Annotated in this window: 13 protein-coding genes and 1 pseudogene; 9 read left to right on the top strand and 5 right to left on the bottom strand. The window is 54.3% G+C overall.

Going from position 1 to position 18,969, the window contains the following annotated elements; genetic code table 11:
* The 3 genes and pseudogenes from Q1B13_RS20735 to Q1B13_RS20725 form a co-directional block, all read right to left on the bottom strand.
* Positions 1-2,375, bottom strand: a pseudogene (locus tag Q1B13_RS20735) (hypothetical protein); the annotation flags it as partial.
* Between the two features lie 71 nt (positions 2,376-2,446).
* The gene (locus Q1B13_RS20730) at positions 2,447-2,581 is read right to left on the bottom strand and encodes a hypothetical protein (RefSeq protein ID WP_298938191.1); all 135 of its coding nucleotides are present in this window, start codon (positions 2,579-2,581) and stop codon (positions 2,447-2,449) included.
* Positions 2,582-2,771: 190 nt separating this feature from the next.
* On the bottom strand, positions 2,772-2,999 hold the full coding sequence (locus Q1B13_RS20725) for a hypothetical protein (protein WP_299800377.1): 228 nt from the start codon (positions 2,997-2,999) through the stop codon (positions 2,772-2,774).
* A gap of 323 nt (positions 3,000-3,322) precedes the next feature.
* On the opposite strand from Q1B13_RS20725, the gene Q1B13_RS27085 reads away from it, so the two are divergent.
* Complete coding sequence (locus Q1B13_RS27085) at positions 3,323-3,436, top strand: FRG domain-containing protein (protein ID WP_366871146.1); 114 nt, start codon at positions 3,323-3,325, stop codon at positions 3,434-3,436.
* Positions 3,437-3,793: 357 nt separating this feature from the next.
* On the opposite strand, the gene Q1B13_RS20720 is transcribed toward Q1B13_RS27085, so the two are convergent.
* Positions 3,794-4,036, bottom strand: coding sequence for a DDE-type integrase/transposase/recombinase (locus Q1B13_RS20720; RefSeq protein ID WP_299800375.1), 243 nt, complete (start codon positions 4,034-4,036; stop codon positions 3,794-3,796).
* A gap of 148 nt (positions 4,037-4,184) precedes the next feature.
* Positions 4,185-4,913 carry a 4'-phosphopantetheinyl transferase superfamily protein gene (locus Q1B13_RS20715; protein WP_299085716.1) on the bottom strand — a complete coding sequence of 243 codons (729 nt, stop codon included), beginning with the start codon at positions 4,911-4,913 and terminating at the stop codon, positions 4,185-4,187.
* A 231-nt stretch (positions 4,914-5,144) separates the two neighbouring features.
* On the opposite strand from Q1B13_RS20715, the gene Q1B13_RS20710 reads away from it, so the two are divergent.
* The 8 genes from Q1B13_RS20710 (at position 5,145) to Q1B13_RS20675 (ending at position 18,951) form a co-directional block, all read left to right on the top strand.
* Positions 5,145-5,555, top strand: a complete 411-nt coding sequence (locus Q1B13_RS20710; RefSeq protein WP_298938194.1) for a DUF2177 family protein — start codon at positions 5,145-5,147, stop codon at positions 5,553-5,555.
* Between the two features lie 127 nt (positions 5,556-5,682).
* Positions 5,683-6,030 (top strand): acyl carrier protein, encoded by a 348-nt coding sequence (locus Q1B13_RS20705; RefSeq protein WP_298938195.1) that lies wholly within the window; start codon positions 5,683-5,685, stop codon positions 6,028-6,030.
* 9 nt (positions 6,031-6,039) lie between these two features.
* The gene (locus Q1B13_RS20700; RefSeq protein ID WP_298938196.1) at positions 6,040-7,014 is read left to right on the top strand and encodes a class I SAM-dependent methyltransferase; all 975 of its coding nucleotides are present in this window, start codon (positions 6,040-6,042) and stop codon (positions 7,012-7,014) included.
* Positions 7,005-8,066, top strand: coding sequence for a class I SAM-dependent methyltransferase (locus tag Q1B13_RS20695; protein WP_299085712.1), 1,062 nt, complete (start codon positions 7,005-7,007; stop codon positions 8,064-8,066). Before Q1B13_RS20700 ends, Q1B13_RS20695 begins: the two co-directional genes overlap by 10 nt.
* Positions 8,063-9,847 (top strand): fatty acyl-AMP ligase, encoded by a 1,785-nt coding sequence (locus Q1B13_RS20690; RefSeq protein ID WP_298938198.1) that lies wholly within the window; start codon positions 8,063-8,065, stop codon positions 9,845-9,847. Before Q1B13_RS20695 ends, Q1B13_RS20690 begins: the two co-directional genes overlap by 4 nt.
* Before the next feature lie 25 nt (positions 9,848-9,872).
* Positions 9,873-16,229 carry a type I polyketide synthase gene (locus tag Q1B13_RS20685; protein ID WP_299085710.1) on the top strand — a complete coding sequence of 2,119 codons (6,357 nt, stop codon included), beginning with the start codon at positions 9,873-9,875 and terminating at the stop codon, positions 16,227-16,229.
* Entirely contained in the window at positions 16,223-17,608 is a 1,386-nt protein-coding gene (locus Q1B13_RS20680) for a cytochrome P450 (protein ID WP_298938201.1), read from the top strand. The genes Q1B13_RS20685 and Q1B13_RS20680 overlap by 7 nt, the downstream gene beginning before the upstream one ends.
* Positions 17,608-18,951 (top strand): FAD-dependent oxidoreductase, encoded by a 1,344-nt coding sequence (locus Q1B13_RS20675; protein ID WP_299085708.1) that lies wholly within the window; start codon positions 17,608-17,610, stop codon positions 18,949-18,951. The genes Q1B13_RS20680 and Q1B13_RS20675 overlap by 1 nt, the downstream gene beginning before the upstream one ends.
* The last annotated feature ends 18 nt before the right edge of the window (positions 18,952-18,969 follow it).

The following is an 18,969-nucleotide window of genomic DNA, read 5'->3' as shown; positions in this document are numbered from 1 at the left end:
GTGATCACGAGCCTGTCGGAGCCAGGACCACCGCTGTCCAAAACCGTATCCAGGGCAACAACGCTGCTTCCCGAGCCAGTGTAATCCCCCTCGATGGTGATCACATCATCGGTATCCCCGTCCTGCACGTTCAGGACAAGGGTCCCCCTGTTGGTCACATCCCCTGCAATGGTGATCCCCCCTTCCCCGCCAGAGGCGCGGAACGCCGACCCGGGGTCGATGGACAGACCCATGTCCAGTCTGGCCGCCCCATCAAGGCGCAGGGTCGTCTCACTCAGGGTGACGCTCTCCCAGTTGCGGAAGTTCTCCATCGAGGTCATCGTCTGGCCATGCAGGGTCAGTTCATCGTCACCCGTACCGCCGTCCAGGATATAGGAAAAGTCATAGCGGGCCGTGGACTCAATCGTGACGCTATCGTCGCCCGCGCCGGTATTAATGTCGCCGGTGACTATCCCTGCCAAGGTGATGTCCGCATCGCCATCCCCGTCCACTATCGCAAGGTCAGACCTTCCTGCCGTCACTACGGCGGTACGGGTGATGTCAATCGTCCCCCCGGCGCTGGACGTCGTTCGTATCGCGGCGCCATTGCCAGATCCGCCCGTCACAACCCCGTCCACGTCCACGTTAAAGCCCGTCGCACCATCAGCGCGGATGCCGTCTGAACCCGCTCCGTAAACCGTGACAACAGCGTTCGCGCCCAGGTCGACAACAGCCTGGCCCCTGGCCGATTGCGCCACAAGCCCGTAGGCACTTTCCTCATATGTGGTGACTCCGCCGCCCATCATTTGCGCGATCGCCGCGCCACTGCCAGTAGTGCTCGCTACGACCCCATGGGCTTTGCCACCGTATGTTTTGACATCCGCTTCTCCGGTCATGACCGTCTTCGCCGTGGCGTCGCTCCCCGTGTCATTGACAAACGCAAAAAGCCCGTACGATGCCCGCTCGTTGTTCTTCGGGTCCACATCATCCACATACTCCGTCCCCCTTGTGATGACCGTACCGCCACGCATTTCTACAGTCGCATCGCGAGTACCATTGACCTGCGCATAAACCCCGTCGGCATCGTTACCCCACGTCTCGACATGCCCGCCGTTCATGAGCGACGTCGCGGCGTTGTTCTGACCGCTATTATCGGCCAACGCATAAACCCCGCGCGATCCGCGACCCGTGGTGGTGACTGTTCCGCCATCCATCTGCGCGACTGCCTCACCATGGCCCTCGTGGATCGCAAAAACCCCATGGGAAAATTCACTCTCCGTCGTGATGGTACTTGTTTTGCCATCACTTTCCATCATGTGCGCCTTCACCTCCGCTGTGCTCGTCGTGTTGTTGATCGCCGCAAAAAGCCCACGCGCAGTGTGCCCTTTCGTGATGATCGTACCGCCCTCCATTTCCACCAACGACGCGCCAAGGCCAATGTTGTTCGCAAAAGCCGCAGAGGCAAAGTTACCGCTCGTCTCGATAGTCCCGTCGATAACGTACACCTCCATCTCGGCTTGACTTTCTGTGGTTATGTAGTTGTTTGAGGCGTCTCTTCCCACTTCGTTCGTCGCATGAAGCCCGTGAGCAGTTGACCCAGTCGTGGTGACTGTGCTAGCGCCATCCAGTTGCGCGACCGCCTTCGCATTATCTTTATCGCTCTTGGTGTGCGCATAAAGCCCAAAGCCATGGTCACTGGCCGTACTGACCTCCCCCCCGTTGATCACTTGCGCCATCGCCGTGGCTTCGCTCTCATTATTCTTGATCGACGCCCAAAGCCCGTAAGTAAACTCAGTGCTCACGGTGCTGACGTGGGTGGTGGTGACTTTGCCGCCACTCACTTCCGCCGTCGCATTGCCAAAGCCACTGGTGTCCGCCAAAAGCCCATGAGCACCAGCACCGTCCGTCTTGATCTCTCCCCCTTCAGCCACTTCCGCCGTCACCGCCTCTTGGCTCGCCCCGTCGAGGATCTGCGCATAAAGCCCCCAAGCCAATTTATCTTCCGTGATAACTTTGCCGCGCAGCAGTTGCACAGAAATACCATCGCCACCCGGCCCCGCCACGCGCACCCCGGAGCCATTAACCGTGATGTCAGGGTCATCAAGGATCAGAGTGAGCCCGTCTGATCCGGTATAGGTGATGCCATCATCGTAGGGGTCGACAACAGGAGTGCTAATGTCAGCGTCAGCGGCACATGTGACGACGCCGTTAGTCGGACTGCCGCACTCATTGGCCGCCTGAGCCGCGCCACCCGAGAACAGCAAAGCCGTCGCCACAACCGAAATCCCTGGCGCAATGCTCGCCACATGGCCCTTGAACTTGGTCAAACGACCAGCCCGAACCGAGACGTGGGGAGAGCGAAGAGCGGGCTTGGGGCCTAAGCACTGGTTTGTCATTCTGAAATACTCCTGTGAGGGTCATCGCCTACGTGTTTGAACAGGATCGGGAAAAGGTACCGCCCTGTCCGTCAGGCGGTCAGTTGGTCGGCATAAGTGTGAGCATTGGTACGGGTATCGGTCGGAGGCGTTGTGACAGCCTTAACCAAACGCAACCCACCGTCGGCGATCGGCAGCGTTGCTTCCGCGCCGTCCGCCCCAAACATGGTTCCGTCCCAATTGTGATAAAGTGTGAGGTGGTTACATCCGACCCCGAACCGGTGACGGCCACATCGCGCGTCACGGGGATCGGGGACGATCGCGTCAGGCCATACGATGCGGAATCCGGGATCGGATTGTCCGTTAACCCACGAGCGATGGTCGGCCTGAGGCCGGGTGTCAGAATGTAAGGATAATTTAGCCGGTAAGTACCACTGTCTGCGTCAGGGCGCAGCGACGGCTCTGAAACCGATGAACCGATGAACCGATGAACCGATGAACCGATGAACCGATGAACCGATGAACCGATGAACCGATGAACCGATGATACGCGAGACCCACTCGGCCTGCAAGTAACAGGCTGAATTTATTGCGAATATTGGCGATTTTTAGCCGAGCACTCGGGGGCCGATCAATGCGTTCCATACCCAACCTTAGAACCCGGTTGCTGTATTGGGAAATACACCAATCCTATATTTAGATAGCCTCCAGCTATGGCGAGCCTGCGCCCGTCGGACTTTCGTTTTGTCAACACGGCCTAGGCAGCGCATTGTTAGAGAGTTTTCTGGAGTTTATTCAATTGGTCGGTTACTAAACCGATGGGTTTTCAGAGGGCAAGAAGACACAACCTGACCACTGACCATACAGTCGAGCGGGTTAGTTCAACGTTGGAAGACTTGGTACCAGAGGTATATTGAAGGCTCGCAGTTCAAAGAATTAGCTCTGACCTGCTGCAGTTCGTCGCGCCGTTGCCCAATGTAAAGTGGAATATGGATTGGCTGTCGTTGCTACAACATCACTGCGGTCCGACACACCTACTGGATTTTACCAAACCCATATACATGCACTGTTTTTGGCGATAGAAAACTCAAACCAAAACGCATCCAATTTGGATTGTGAATGAACGAAAATCATTTGAAAGCCTTCGCAAAGAGCTCTCGTTCGATCCACCAAGTAGCGACTACACTCTTACTAAGGAACTTATTGAAGAAAACAGTTACTGTGAAAGCTTTAATGGCCATTTCACACGAGATCTCGCCGGCCATCCAGACGGTAAATAGGTGCATTTGCTACCTAAGACTGGAGTAGTTCGTCTGGGATCTGTCGCACACTCTGTTGAGAGATCAGTTCTTACAATTCACTAAGCACACTTATCTCGCCGACTGAACAAACAGTTGAAATCCGGATATTGTTGCGTTCGAGTCACTGTCTCTTTCGGATCATGTGGGTGGCTTCGATGCACCACCCAAGGTCACCGACGCAGATTCAAATGAATTGAAACCACACATGTGTCGGACGTGCCGTTTGATAAACCTGTGACCTTGTTCAACGATCTTTTTTGCGCATTTGGCCCTGATCGTCTGTACTTCGGCCTGACCGTCAAACCGTTTCAGTATCTTATTGATCTTATGAATTCTTGCTGCATTGGCATCACCTTTGTCGATGACGATCTTGTCGGACATTCCATTTGACGAGAGTGATGGCAAAGAATTTCGTTGCTGCCGGACCATTCCTGCGCTCGGAAATTATGAAATCAAGGGTGTTTCCCGCTTTATCGACACTCGTGGCCTAGCGGGTGCCTTAGAACGTCAAGACCCAGAGGGTTCTTTATCAAATCAACCCACACAAGGACGAAAGCTCGTTGGGATCGACAGCTCGTCCCGATATCGGCAGTTCATCGGCGTCTGGCCAATCGACGGCCAAGGCGGCTATATGGGAGGCTCCGATCCGGCCTTGCCATAATTGCCATCGCTCCCAGGTTTTGTCCTGATCGCTGCGCACCAAACGTGCAGGATCAAGGCCGACCGTAAAGCTGTCTAGCGGTAAATCCATCCCGCGCGACAGAGCCTTCATGTAAGCCTCTTTGAGCGTCCAAATCGAAAAGAACGCTTCATCGCGCGCGAGGCCTGCACTTTGCGTAAGCAGGTCTCTCTCCTGTCGCGTGAAGTAGCGGTCGGCAATCTCTAGCGGGGCGGGACAGGTGATCTTCTCGACATCCACGCCGACCTCCCGACCGATCGTCGCAGCCACGATGGTCAGGTCCTTGGTATGGCTGAGATTGAACCGGATTTTAGGCTCGTTCTGGGCGACGACAACCGCTGGCTTTCCATAGGGCCCGATCCGAAACGTCCATAAGCGAGGGGGGCGCCCGTCAACCTCTGAGAGGGTACAGCGGGCCAAGGCATGGGCTACCGTGAACGTGACTTCGTCTTCTTTGAACCGGAAACGTCTGGCTCGCGTGCGCTCCTTGTCATCTAGGACCGCAGCGAAGGCGTCGTGATGCCACGATCGGATCCGCCCGGTCTCGATCCAACGCAGAATGATCTCTTCTTGTGCCACAGGCGCGTCCACGAGGCTCCGTCTGTCTAAGTGATAATCTGGATATGTCCGTGGGGAGACATCGGATCAAGTCAGAGATAACCAGATCTCTGTTCATGACCTAGACCAAATTTCATCCTACTGCACGCAGAGAAAACAAAATGCACAATGATACAAGGATTCATTACTGCATAAGCGTTTGAATTTCTCCATCCTTAATCTACTGGCGAAAAACAGCACTTAGGTGTCATTATGAAAAAAATCACCTTATATATAACGGTTTTTTTATCATATTCTATTGCCAATATAATTTTCTATAAAATCGTTTCTAGCTGGTACGAGACGCAACTACTAAATATGCGTCACGACCCACTTACAGGTTGGATCTTATTTTTATTTACGATCTATTCTTTTTCTTTGAGCTTTTTTGTAGTCTTTCCTGCGGTCCAGGCGCAGTCAATTTATTCCGGAGCAATACGAGGCGCCATTCTCGGTTTCGCTACATACGCGATGTTTGATTTCGGACTCTATAGCCACTTTGAAGGGATATCTCTCAATTTCGTGGCCGTAAACCTCACTTGGGGAACGCTCATATCCGCAGCTTGCGCAGCAACAGCTGCATCCGTCGGGATGGCACTACATCCAAAGGCACATCCCGTCTGAACACAGAACAAATGCAACGGTGGTCGATACAGTGTGAAGGACCCTAAGAAGACGCGAATTTAGGCAGACTTAGGGCAGCGACGTCCGCACTGCCACGGGTTTGCCTGCCAACTGCCCATCATTGCCGATGCAATTAAGTGATCCGAAGCAGAAAGACAAACACGCATTCGCAGCCACTCCAATCAACAAACGAAATGAGAAACGAACGATGACAGAAACCATGACACACCCAACAGCTGAAGAAATCGCTCTATTCATGCGTCATGAATTGGCGAGGCAGCTAAATGTAAACCAAGCGGAGATTGATCAGGACACGCCGTTTGTTGATCTTGGTATGAGTTCCCGCGATGCGGTCACGCTGGTAGGTCAATTGGAAGATAAATTCTGCGTTCACATCGAAGCTAGCGCTGCTTGGGACCACCCAACAATCAAAGACATGTCAGCTCACTTGCTCTCATTAGTAAACAGCCGCTGAGACTGCGTCATGCCAGAAACTTTATCAGATCCATCACGCTCGGACGAAGCTTTCAGTAAGAACAACGGTAAGCCAAGCACCGATTTAACCGACCATGCTTTTCTTGCGCACTCGGGCGCGTCACCGGAGGCAATAGCGCACCATTACGACGTAGGAAACAAGTTCTACGCTTTGTGGCTCGATGAAACTTTTAGCTATACCTCTGCTCACTTTGCAGGGGACCCGACACTCTCTCTTCACGAAGCTCAAAACGCAAAGCTAGACCTCGTTCTGCAGATGGCGGGAGTCGACAAACATCCGCAAGAAAGTCTTGCTAATAAGCGCCTTCTTGACATCGGGTGCGGCTGGGGCGGGCTCTTACGTCACGCCCGAAGAAAGGGATTGGGCGAAACAGTTGGCTTGACGTTATCCCGAGAACAAGAAGCGCTAACTACCGCAGCCGCCGATCCCGGCGTCAAAGTACACTATACGGACTGGCGTGATTTTGAAACTAAGCACCGTTTCGATGTCGTCACCATGGTGGAGGCGATCGAGGCTTTTGTCCGACCAAATATGTCCCGGGAACAACGAACTGCAGTCTACCGACACCTGTTTGAGCACTGCCACGCTCTCACAAACTTGGGCGCAACCTTTGTGATCCAGATGATCACCTATGGCAACGCAGGACCGGAACACCTGGATGAATTCATTGCCGAGCGCATTTTCCCGGAGTCGGACCTCCCAAGGCTTGGAGAAGTATTCACAGCGGCAGAACGCCTGTTCGAACCGATTACGTTATACAACCACCGAGACGATTACGTCCGCACGCTTCGTAAGTGGCTTGACGCCCTGAAAACGCACCGCGAGGAAGCAATCGCTCTTGTTGGCTCCAAGAAGGTGGCTGACTACGAAACCTATTTGCGACTTTCAATGGCCATGTTCGAACGGGGCACTTGTGACCTTATTCGCCTTTCATTCCGGAGAGTTCAAACGCCATGGCTTTAGCGCCCCTTGTCACAGACCCAGAACCAAACGACGATTTCAACTTGGAACCGGACGAACAGCGGTTCAGAAAGTTCGTAAGATTTGGACTTGAAGCAATCGTCAGAAGCCTCAACTCCGGCACCATAGAAGATCGAACGGAGCGTCATCGGAAACTCGAAAAAACGCTTCGAACATCTCCAATCACAAAGGCCGAGAACGCTGCCAATGCACAGCACTACGAAGTGCCTGCAGCCTTTTTCCAAACCGTTCTCGGACCGCATCTCAAGTACAGCGCTTGTTACTTTAGCTCGCCAGAAAGCGATTTGGCCGAAGCTGAAGAAGCCGCGCTTGAACAGGTTTGCAGCCGTGCTCAGCTTAGAGACGGGCACCGGGTCCTGGATCTTGGCTGTGGTTGGGGGGCGACCAGTCTTTTCATAGCTGAACGTTTTCCAGGTAGCAGTGTTGTTGCGTTGTCCAATTCGACCGGTCAACGGCGCTTCATCGAAGCAGCGGCTACGCGTCGCGGTCTTACTAATCTGTCGGTTATTACCACTTCGGTTGCCCAGATGGAATTCGAGGTTCCTTTTGACCGCATCGTGTCGATCGAAATGATGGAGCATGTACGAAACTGGTCGGCTTTATTGACGCAAATGCGAGATTGGCTAACGCCGGAAGGGCTTGCATTCGTCCATGTCTTTTCCCACAGGGAACATGGCTATCTGTTTGACGGCGTTGATGTTACGGCTCAGCATTATTTTACTGGCGGGTTCATGCCCTCCGATCGGCTGATCTATTGTTTTTGCAATGCCATGCAGGTTATGGATCACTGGGCCTTTGACGGAACACACTACGCCCGTACTGCTCGCAGCTGGCTTGAGCGCCTTGAGGCTAACCGAGAGGCAGTGCTCGCGATTTTCGCAGATGCCAACGATGCTTCCACCGCTCTGAGCAACTACCATCACTGGCGGAACTTCTTTGCCCTCGTCGAGGAATCCTTTGGCTTCCGAAGTGGCAATGAATGGATTGTTTCTCAATACTTGCTCACCCCGCAGGAGCGAGGAGCCGTCCGATGACTTCACCATCCACAACTGGACGGTTATCCGTTCAAGCGCCAGATCTTGTTTCCGCGTTCGCTGAAGCCGCTGAAACAATCCCAAACAAAACCGCTGTCACTTTTCTCAGAAATGGAAAGACAGTCTCTGCACAGCTCAGCTATGCAGATTTGATGGACAGGGTTACAGCTATCGGATGCGGAGCAAGTGAATTAGCCCCTGCAGGCTCGCGCATTCCACTTCTGATGCGCTCAAGTGAAAACTATGTCGCGGCACTTTTCGGTCTGATGGCTGCAGGTCTTGTTCCAGTTCCGCTGTTTCCTCCACGAGGCGATCGTCAGATCGAACGGATCACAGGCATCCTCGCCAGCTGCGAACCGGCATTCACACTGATCGAGGATGGCCAGGACGACCGGGTCCGAAACGCGCTCCCACTGGAATTGCAGGCGGTGCCTAGGTACTCTGTGGAAGCACTCATTGCAATTGGAGCCAATGGTCGACTTGCTGATCTCGAGCACTGCAAACCTGCAACAACCGACCACGCGATCATCCAATATACTTCTGGGTCCACTCGGAATCCGAAAGGCGTTTCCATTGATCATGATGTTGCTCTCGCAAACATTCGCTGCATTTTTTCCCGATATGAGTTTACCGAAAACGGAATTACAATTGACTGGCTGCCTCCGTATCATGACATGGGGCTATTCGGGTGCATCCTCACGCCATTGCTGCGCGGAGGTGGCATCGTCAAAATGCCGCCTGAAGCATTCGTTGCACGTCCTTGGAGGTGGCTCGAAGCGATTTCCAATTTCGGCACTGATCGCCAAGTGTACGCCGGCGGGCCGAATTTTGCCTATGAGAGCTGCATCCGTCAGGTTTCTGATGCACAAATGGAAAACCTCGATCTTTCGCCTTGGTTTGTCGCCTACAATGGTGCTGAGCCGGTGCGGGCTCGAACCCTAAAACGCTTCGCATCCCGCTTCAGACACGTTGGTTTCGATAGTCGGGCTTGGTTTCCATGCTATGGCATGGCCGAAGCGACCTTGATGATTTCCGGTCCTTCACCGCGGGCTGCGCCACCAGTATATCCCGTTTCACGTTCCCGGCTTACAGTCGGGTGCGCAGAGCCAGTGCCGCCCGACGATGAAACCGCCGAATGGGTCGTACCTTGTGGCCGGGTAATTGACGGGCACCAACTTATTATCGTTGACCCGAATACGCATGAACGGCTTCCGGATGGAAGGATCGGCGAGATCTGGTTTTCCGGTGACAGTGTAGCGCGCAGCTATTTCGAAAATCCGGAAGCAACAAGAGAAACGCTGAAAGCCAAAACCGCTGACGGAACCGGTCGGTACCTGCGCACAGGCGATTTTGGTTTTTTGCGCGACGGCTACATTCATGTAACGGGTCGTATGACCGATCTCATCATCATCGATGGGCAGAACCACTACCCGAACGATCTTGAGGGTGATGTCGAAGAAACGCTTACCGGGCATCCCATCCATAAGGTTGCCGTTTTTGACATTGAACGCGCAGAATCCCGAAGCGAAATCATCGCGATCGTTGAGTGGGGGCGCGCCGGGCGGGAATCCATTCCCGACGCAATCCGAGATGTTAGGAAATTGATCTTTTCACGTCGTGGGATTCCTATTGACCGGATTCTGACTGTGGAACGGGGTGCTATTCCTTTGACGTCCTCAGGCAAAGTGCGCCGCGCAGAGACTCGTCAACTTTATCTGAAAAACCAACTGAAGCTTGTTTGGAAAGATCTCAAGTCCTCCGAAAGAGAGCTGACAACTTAAGCAGCAATATGAGGAGCTTCGCGCAATGAAGAATGAACCGATTGCTGTTGTTGGCCAGGCTTGCCGCTTTCCAGGTGCATCGTCTCCGGATGCCTTATGGAACCTTCTGATCACGGGGGGCAGCGGCATTTCAGACGTTCCAGACGACCTGCCGTTGGAACCACTCTCTACGCTTCATCGCAAAGGGCTGAGCTCGACAGCACGAGCTGGAGTTATTGACCAATCCATCGAGTTCGATGCGGGTTTTTTCCGGATATCCCCTGAAGAAGCCATGGATCTCGATCCGCAACAGCGTCTCATGCTCGAGACGACCTGGCGGGCATTTGAAGAGGCCGGTATTCCACCATCAAGTATGAAAGGTACCGACAGCGGTGTCTTTGTGGGTGGATCGACCATTGAGTACGGTGCAGCACTTCAAGTTTTGGGTCATCGACCTAACCAATTTACTGGTACAGGCGCCTGCCTGTCATTGCTCTCCAACCGTATTTCCTACGTCATGGATTTTAAAGGGCCGAGCTTCACTGTCGACACGGCATGCTCATCTTCATTGGTTGCTCTCCACAACGCAGTCCGTGCTATACGGACGGGTGAATGCGAATTTGCCGTGGTCGGTGCGGTAAACGCTATCAACTCACCATATGCGTTCCTCGGTTACAGCCGTGCACAGATGATTTCACCTCGTGGGACCTGCGCGACCTTTGACGAAAATCGTGATGGTTTCGTCAGGGCAGAAGGATGTGGAGTTGTGTTGCTCAAACCATTTGCCGCTGCCTTGGAAGACGGGGATCAAATTCTTTGTTGCATCTATGGCTCCGCGATCAACCAGGACGGATTGTCGAACGGATTGCCAGCTCCAAACGGGCAAGCCCAGACTGCCGTCATCCGCTCTGCTCTCGCTGACGCAGGTTTGACACCCAACGATATCGACCACGTCGAAGCCCACGGCACTGCAACCCCTCTCGGCGACGAGATCGAGGTCGCTGCTCTTGAACGCGTGTTTGGAGACACGAGGGCAACGGGTCATCCTCTCGTGCTAGGCGCTGTTAAGACGCAGCTAGGACACATGGAAGCCGCCGCTGGAATGGGTGGATTGTTGAAGGTGATCTCATCATTAAATGCTGAAGTGATACCACCCGTATCGGGAATAGAGCGCCTTTCGAAAGTATGCCGGGATGCCGAACCAGAAATTATAGTGCCGCGTGAACCACGTCCGTGGCACCATCAAACGGACCGTCAACGCTTTGCTGGTGTGAGCGCGTTCGGCTTCGGCGGCGCAAACGCTCATGTAGTTTTAGGAGACCCACCGGAGGTTGCTGCAGGAAAGACGTCCAAACCCCTGGCCAAAGCGGTCTTCGGGGCTCGTTCTGCCATTGTACTTCCTTTTTCTGGACGAACAGAGAATGCGCGAGCTGATGCCGCTGAAGCATACGTGGAGCGGCTAGGACGCCCGGATGCCGATGACAACCTCCGGGCGATTTGCCACGCGGCTGGTAAGACCCGTGAGCACTTTTTGCACCGAGGCGCCGTGTTCGGCAGAGGGCGAGATGCACTCCACACTAGCTTAACGGCTTTCTCTCAGAATCCTGCGGCTTCGGGGGCCGTTCGACAAATCTGCCTGACCAAGGCACGGGTTGCATTGATGCTTCCCGGTCAAGGATCTCAGGCACTTGCTATGGCAAGCGGGCTACGTAAATCGAGTCCGGCCTTCGCCAACCATTTTGCCAAGGCACTAGAAGCGGTTGACGCCCACAGATCCGTCCCGTTGCTGGATGTTCTCGACGGCTCAGACCCAGTGCCACTCAATCGAACTGAGAATACCCAATCGGCCTTGTTTGTAGCCAACTACGCTCTGGCTAGATTGTGGATGTCAGTTGGCATCTCTCCAATGGCTCTTATCGGTCACTCGATAGGCGAAATAGTTGCTGCCACAATCGCGGGTGTATTCGATCTTGAGGCAGCTGGTCGGCTCATCGTTCGGCGGGGAGAACTGATGGGTGCCATTCAGATCTCGTCCGGTATGCTGGTAGTCAAGGCAAATGAAGAACGTTTACGGGACCTCATTGCCACAACCGGGGACCAGATCGACATAGCAGCTGTCAACGCCGACGATGAATGTGTGGTTTCAGGAGAGGCGAAGGCCCTTGAAGCCTTTCAGACAGCGGCGAAGAACAGTAACTTTCTGCATAAACCCCTCAAAGTCTCTCATGCCTTCCACTCCCGCGTGATGGACGAAGCCTTGGTCGATCTGGAACATGAGTTTCGTTTGGCCTGCCCAAAACCGGCATCGATCCCGATTGCCTCCAATGTGACCGGGCAGCTCGAGTCAGACGCATTTGCAGACCCTGCTTACTGGGTGAAACACACCAGACAAGCTGTTGCCTTCAATGCAGGCCTCAACGCAGTTTTGGACGCTGGTGCTAATGTTATTCTGGAGGTCGGGTGCCAAAGCACACTTGGCCATCTGGTGGGGCGTCTTAAGCGAACAGAGCTACCGACGGTCATCAAGACGCTTGATAGCGGACGTTTGGAAGATGACGTGGCGTTCGCTCGAGCCGTCGCAACTGCGCATATTGCCGGCGCACCGATTGATTGGGGCGTTCTATACGGTGGACCTGTCCGGCGCGATCTCAAGATCCCTCCTTACCCATTTCAACGCAAGAGATACTGGCGGCCAGACTCACTGCCTCCATATGTGCACCCAAGCCACAAGAATGCTGACGTAAGCACTCATCATCCCCTACTCGGGGCACCAATTGAGATGCCCAATGGGTCAAAAATCCACGTTACACAGCTTCGCCTTGATGATCACCCCTATCTCGCCTCGCATACAATAGGTGGCAAGGTCATTTTTCCAGCAGCCGCATTCATAGAGATGATGCGTGCAGCCCTGGCCCGAGAAGAAGGTATGGACGCTGTACAGGTGAACAACATCACAGTGTCGCGTCCGCTGTTACTAACAGAAGACGGAACTCGACACTTGCGCACAATTGTCGAACCGATTGAAGGCCCCGATCATGCAGAATCCGGCCTCCGAAGCGTGCGCATTCTCAGCACCGCAGATCAAACGCCTATGAAATGGATTGAGCACGCCCGCAGCGAAGGGTGCGAACTCAAAGAGGTGCCGATCCCGTTACCAATTGACGTATCACGGCTTGCAAACGCCCATGCAAATGCTCTGAACGGTGACGCAATCTATGACAATGTTGCCGCCGAAAACGGCCTTTCGTACGGGCCAGCCTTTCGAGGTCTCAAGAAGCTCTGGGAAGACCCTTCTGCTGAAGACGGCACAAGAATGGTAGCCTATTTGGAAGTCCCACCCCCAGCAAGAATCAAAGATGGGACATTCGGGCTCCATCCGGCTCTTCTCGACAGCGCATTCCACGCCTTTGTCGGTTTCATGTTGGGACGCGCGTCGCGAAGCGCTGCGGTTGTAATTGCCGGGATGAAGCGCATTCGCATATTGCGCGAGGGTAACAGCTCAGCTTATGCGGTCTTGAGGCACTACCAAGCCAGTAGCGATGACGCACAGGATTGGTCAGAGTGCGAATTTGATTTCGCGCTCATCTCTCCTGATGGGGATCTCATCGCGGAGGGAAGCGGTGTTCGCGTTCACTTGTTGAATCAAGGCTCAATGGCCGGCGGCTCGGTAGTTCGGGCAATACCGTCTCCCCCCTCCCCAAGAGGACAGAACGGTCCTGATCCCGCTGAGGCGATCCTCGCCGAGCGCCGATGGCGTGAACGCCCTGCGACTTCGCCCGTGCTTCCGTCAACCTCAGAACCCATACAGATACTATCGGAAGATCCTAGTTTGGAAAAAACGCTTGGCGCCTTGATTTCTCAAGCGGCTCCAGGTCTCGTTTCACCTACCAGACAAGGTGATGGTGCAGTTGTCCTGCTCATCAATGCAACCGAAGCGGAAAATCGGTTGCAAACTGCCAGCACAGCCTTTCAATCCTTCTCGCGGTTGCTGAAAACCTGCCGTGAACGCTGCAACTCCACCATTGTCGTGGTAACCCTGTCCAATGGATCGCAGTCTCCTGCAATAGCGATATCGGAAACCGCCGCCGCGATCTGGGGGGCGGCACGATCACTCCGTTTGGAGCCAGGTTCACCTAGTCTGGTCCTTCTTGACACGCAGAAGCTTAACTCAACTACCGTCAATGAAATCCTCTCCGTTCTGAACGATCCAGAAGCACCTAATGAACTTGTTGTTAGGCATGAACGCTCCTTCGCCCGTGAGCTAGTGCCCACAGCCACTGATGTTGCATCCAGAACTCCACACACAACACGTCTCTGCGTGGGTCAGCGCGGCAGGCTCGACAATCTGTTAACTGAAACCACAGAGCGCCGCACTCCAGCTCCCGACGAGATTGAAGTCCGCGTTGTTGCCTCGGGTCTCAACTTTCGCGACGTTTTGAATGCGCTTGGTCGATATCCAGGAGATCCCGGACCAATTGGCGCCGAGTTTGCGGGCATCGTGGTTGACATCGGTCGGGATGTCAGTGGCACCCGCGTGGGCGACCGGGTTTATGGTATCTCACTTTCAAGCTTTGCTGGGCACGTCACAACGCCCGCCGCTCTGACCGCGCCGATTCCAGCTCGGCTTTCGTTCTGTGAGGCAGCGACTGTCCCGGTTGCATTTCTTACAGCACAATACGGTCTTCACCATGTTGCCAAGCTTTCTTCTGGCCAACGGATCCTTGTCCACTCGGCAGCCGGCGGTGTTGGAATGGCTGCAACACAGATCGCGCGCAGAGCTAGTGCTGAGGTTGTCGGGACGGCAAGCCGGTCAAAGTCCAAGGCGATCGCACAGGACCTCGTCGCCGTCCACAATTCTCGTGACACAAACTACAAGGCAGACATTGCGTCCTGCTTCGGAGACGGGTCAATCGATGTCGCTCTGAATTCCCTGACCGACCAGCATATCCCCGCAACATTGTCGCTCCTGCGTCCGGGAGGCACTTTTCTAGAGATAGGCAAAGCAGAAATACTCAGCGCTGACGAGTTAAGACAACACGGTGAAGATATACATTACCATCCTTTTGATCTTGCCCAGATCTGCAACGACACACCAAATATTATCACGCAGATGTTCGCTGAACTAGCGTCCGGTTTTGCATCTGGAGACTTAAAGCCACTGCCGTACGAAGCCTTTTCATTTGATCAAGCGGAACAGGCATTCCGCCACATGAGTCTTGCCCGCCATACTGGTAAGGTCGTGATCAAAGCACCTTGGGCAGAGGCCAAGGATTTCGCACCCACTGCAGCGTTTGCCCCGGCGCAGATCGAGAAACGCACTTGGATTGTTACAGGTGCAACTGGCCACGTCGGTCGGCATGTGGCTGCCGCGCTGTCGGAGGCTGGTGCCAGTGCCGTAGTGTTTACCGGTCGTCGGAAGGGGTCGGACGAGGTTACCAAAGCGTTCGCTTCTCTTGCACACGCGGACACAACAGTTCGGTACGTGGCAGCAGATCTCTCCGATCCTACCGTAGCCGCCGACACAATCACTGCGACGTTACAAGACTTGCCGCCGCTTGGGGGGATTGTACATGCCGCCGGTGTTTTGGACGTCCGCCCCGCTGACGAAGAAAATGAGACAAGTTTCCAAGAGACTTTCCGTGGTAAGATTACCGGCCTTGATACAGTTGAACGCTTGGCAACCCTTCAAGACGATGTTTTCGTTCTCCTCGTTAGTTCATTTGCCGGGGCGTTCGGCTCCCCCGGCCAAGTCAGTTATTCAGCTGCCAACGCAGTTCTTGACGCAGCGGCGGCAAAGTTAGTTGCCATGGGACGACCTGCCGTAAGCCTTGCGCTCGGCCCTGTCGACGGTGGCGGTATGGCACAAGCAATGAGCTCAGCCATGCGCTCAGCCATGGAGCGGCAGGGCATCCGCTATGCCGATCCAAACGCAATAGCCCAGCACTTGATCTCTGCGATCCGATCCGGGACCGGTGAACTGATGGTTGGGGCAGTCGAACTCAAACAGTTCTCCGCTGCCATCAAACCTCGAGCTGGAAGAAACGCGACCGTAAAGACAATTGACGCCGCGGACGCGGGCATAACCTTGGCCCCGAAACCGAGCAGCAATGGTTCAATGGAGGGCACCCTTGCCCTCATACGAGACCGAATTCGCATAATACTGCAGTTTTCAACCGTCGATGAAGTTGATCCAGATCTTCCCCTTGCAGAACTCGGCCTCGACTCTCTTGGCGCCTCGGAACTGATCACGTCGCTCGAAGAGGAATTCGGAGTTTCAATACCCGTTGATGCTCTTTTCGGAGACGCAACCGCACGCCAACTCGCCAAAAGTCTGGATTTAAAGACGTTGGCAAGTGCTCCAGCAAACTCAGATGCAATAGGAGGTAAACAAAGCCAATGTTGACCGAAACCAACCCGACGAGCGCGCGGTCGAGCGCCGTCTTCAAACCGCCTTGGATCAAACCACCAACATCCGATCTTTCTATCCGTGAAACGATAAAAGTCGCGGGTGAAAACAGACTGATGATGATCCCCGAGGCCGCGTATCACGAGCCGATCATTTCTGGTAAGCGCCTAGGGCGCCCCTGGCACATGGTTACCTATCCTGATGGGATGCGCCATGTTCTGAGTGAAGCCCTCGATAACTACGACAAGTCGGCGATCATGCTCCATCTTTTACGACCCACGCGGCACGGAATATTCCACGCCAAAGGTCAAAAGTGGCGGGTTCAGCGCAGTGCAGCCTCTGAAGTGTTTACTCCCCGTTCCCTGGAATCGGCCACAGGAGAGATTGTGGTTGCAGCAAAAGCTCTGACCCAGCGGCTTCTGTCCTCCGGACCAGTAACTGACCTATACCATCAGATGGTGCTAACAAATTTCGAAATCATCTGCCGACTTGTAGCCTCACAGCCCGAAAATTTTGATGCCGTGCGTTTTTCCTCTGCGATCAACGGATACATGGAAACGGCTGGGAAATTTAACGTACTGGACCTGCTACCTTGGCCGGTTTGGCTTCCTAAGCCGCAGCATTTGATGGCCCGTCACCATTCTCTTTATGTACGTCGAGCGGTAGAAAAAGAACTCGAGGCTGTTAAACGCGGAGTCAGACCTTCCGTATTCATAGAGAACATTTCTAAGGCGATTGATCCCCAAACTGGTAAAACGCTCGATCCGGTGGAAATTCGCGACACCGTCCTGGCATTCATCCTGGCAGGTCACGAGACCTCTGCAATCGCACTTTCCTGGGCGCTAATGCTTCTCGCCTCCGATCAGAACATTCAGGAAGAAGCTCGGGCCGAGGCAATCTCCGTCGTCGGCACCGGAGGTCCAAACATCGGTGAGGCACCTGGGCGCTTACCTCTGTGCCGGCGCATACTCGATGAAGCAATGCGTCTCTACCCACCAACCCCACTCATATCCAGGGTGGCAAACAAGGATGACGAACTCCTCGGTCGCCGTATTCGTAAGGGGGACCGCGTTTTCCTTCCAATCTGTGCCCTTCATCGCCATTCGTTGCTATGGGAGGATCCTCATGCCTTCCGCCCGGAACGTTTTAACCAGCGACCAGCTCGCTTTACGTTCCTTCCCTTTGGAGGCGGCCCCCGCGTATGCATTGGCGCATCCTTGGCTTATCGGGAAACAGACATCATCCTTGCCGCTCTCCTGAGCCAGTTCAAGTTCGAAACGGCAGACCGTTTACCTGAACCGGTCGTGATGATGACGCTGCGGCCAAAAGGTGGAGTTCGCGTAAAAGTAACTCCCTTGAACGGAAAACCGGCCTGATGACAGGGATGCCTGTGTGCAAAGAGACACTTGCACCTGGTATGCCGGTTGCCGTCGTAGGCGCCGGCGCGGCCGGTCTTGCGGCTGTCCGCGCTCTATCCGACCGCCATCCCATCCTGCTGTTCGAGCCGCAGAGCCATCTCGGCGGGCATGCCAACACGTTCCTGGTTCCAGACGGCCCTGACGAAGGGCTGGCCCTTGATGTCGGTTTCATGGTGTTCAACCCCACCAACTATCCAGTATTGACACGCACATTCGAAAACCTGGGTGTTGAAACCCAGCCAGCTGAGATGTCTTTCGCATTCGAAGACGCGCACAGAAACTTCGCCTACGCACTCAATTTCCAAAATGCCGGACAACACGCCGCCTCTCATCGGATCGTTAAGTCTGCCCGAGCGCTGTCTCCTCTCCTCAAGCCAATTATCGCGTTCTTTGAAGCTGGCAACAAGGATCTTGCCATCGGCATCGATCCCGCATTGCAGTTGCGATCCTACCTTAAGAGGATTGGAGCTTCAAAGGCACTCGCAAGAGACTATGTCTATCCAATGGGGGCAGCGATCTGGTCATGCAGCATCGACAAAATCGGAGACTACCCTGCCCAAGCGTTGCTATCGTTCTTCCAGAACCATGGGCTTCTCACCTTCGATGACGGACCACAATGGCTGAGCGTGAAAGGCGGTAGTCGGACCTATGTTGATACCATTGGCCGAGAAGCAAAAAACCTCAAAGTCGTCAACGAAGCGGTAACCCGAGTTGGAGAGACCCGATCAGGTGTCATGATCGAGACTGTTTCGGGACGCCGCTTCGAAGCGGCTGGCGCAGTGATCGCCACGCAGGCGGACCAGGCCCGTGCACTTCTCGAAGCGCCCGGAGAAAAACTCGACGGTTTACTCTCGGCCTGGGAATATACCGACAACACCGCGATCCTGCACACAGATCCCCGGGCTATGCCGCGCGACCGAGACCTGTGGGCCGGCTGGAATCACCTTGCACATAAAGCATCCCATCAAAGACGATATTCGTCCGCCTTTAGCTACTATCTCAATCGTTTGCAGTCACATGACGGAACGGCTAACGACTATTTCGTCACTCTTAACGCGCAGAACTTAAATGAGATGATCGATCCAAAAAGGATTCTGGCGCGCTACGCATTTCGCCATCCTCTCTATACCGCTAAGTCCTTAGCAACTCAGAAAGAGCTTGCCGAAAACACCTGGGGGCGGGTGCGTCTGTGCGGCAATTACTTCGGCCATGGTTTCCACGAAGATGCCTTTCGGTCTGGGATCCAAGCGGCCGAAAGTCTCATCGGCCTCGACAATTCCATTCCGCAAAAACATCTGTAGTACAAGATAGAAAGAGGT

Source organism: uncultured Ruegeria sp. (genome assembly GCF_947489545.1).
Taxonomy (GTDB): domain Bacteria; phylum Pseudomonadota; class Alphaproteobacteria; order Rhodobacterales; family Rhodobacteraceae; genus Ruegeria.
The sequence above is the reverse complement of the archived record's forward strand: the minus strand, read 5'-3'. Positions and strand labels throughout refer to the sequence as shown.

Coding starts and splice junctions, on each gene's coding strand:
- Q1B13_RS20695 (WP_299085712.1), top strand. CDS start 7,005: ATGGCTTTAGCGCCCCTTGTCACAGACCCAGAACCAAACGACGATTTC.
- Q1B13_RS20710 (WP_298938194.1), top strand. CDS start 5,145: ATGAAAAAAATCACCTTATATATAACGGTTTTTTTATCATATTCTATT.
- Q1B13_RS20690 (WP_298938198.1), top strand. CDS start 8,063: ATGACTTCACCATCCACAACTGGACGGTTATCCGTTCAAGCGCCAGAT.
- Q1B13_RS20720 (WP_299800375.1), bottom strand. CDS start 4,036: ATGTCCGACAAGATCGTCATCGACAAAGGTGATGCCAATGCAGCAAGA.
- Q1B13_RS20685 (WP_299085710.1), top strand. CDS start 9,873: ATGAAGAATGAACCGATTGCTGTTGTTGGCCAGGCTTGCCGCTTTCCA.
- Q1B13_RS20680 (WP_298938201.1), top strand. CDS start 16,223: ATGTTGACCGAAACCAACCCGACGAGCGCGCGGTCGAGCGCCGTCTTC.
- Q1B13_RS20675 (WP_299085708.1), top strand. CDS start 17,608: ATGACAGGGATGCCTGTGTGCAAAGAGACACTTGCACCTGGTATGCCG.
- Q1B13_RS20700 (WP_298938196.1), top strand. CDS start 6,040: ATGCCAGAAACTTTATCAGATCCATCACGCTCGGACGAAGCTTTCAGT.
- Q1B13_RS20725 (WP_299800377.1), bottom strand. CDS start 2,999: ATGGAACGCATTGATCGGCCCCCGAGTGCTCGGCTAAAAATCGCCAAT.
- Q1B13_RS20705 (WP_298938195.1), top strand. CDS start 5,683: ATGCAATTAAGTGATCCGAAGCAGAAAGACAAACACGCATTCGCAGCC.
- Q1B13_RS20730 (WP_298938191.1), bottom strand. CDS start 2,581: ATGTTTGGGGCGGACGGCGCGGAAGCAACGCTGCCGATCGCCGACGGT.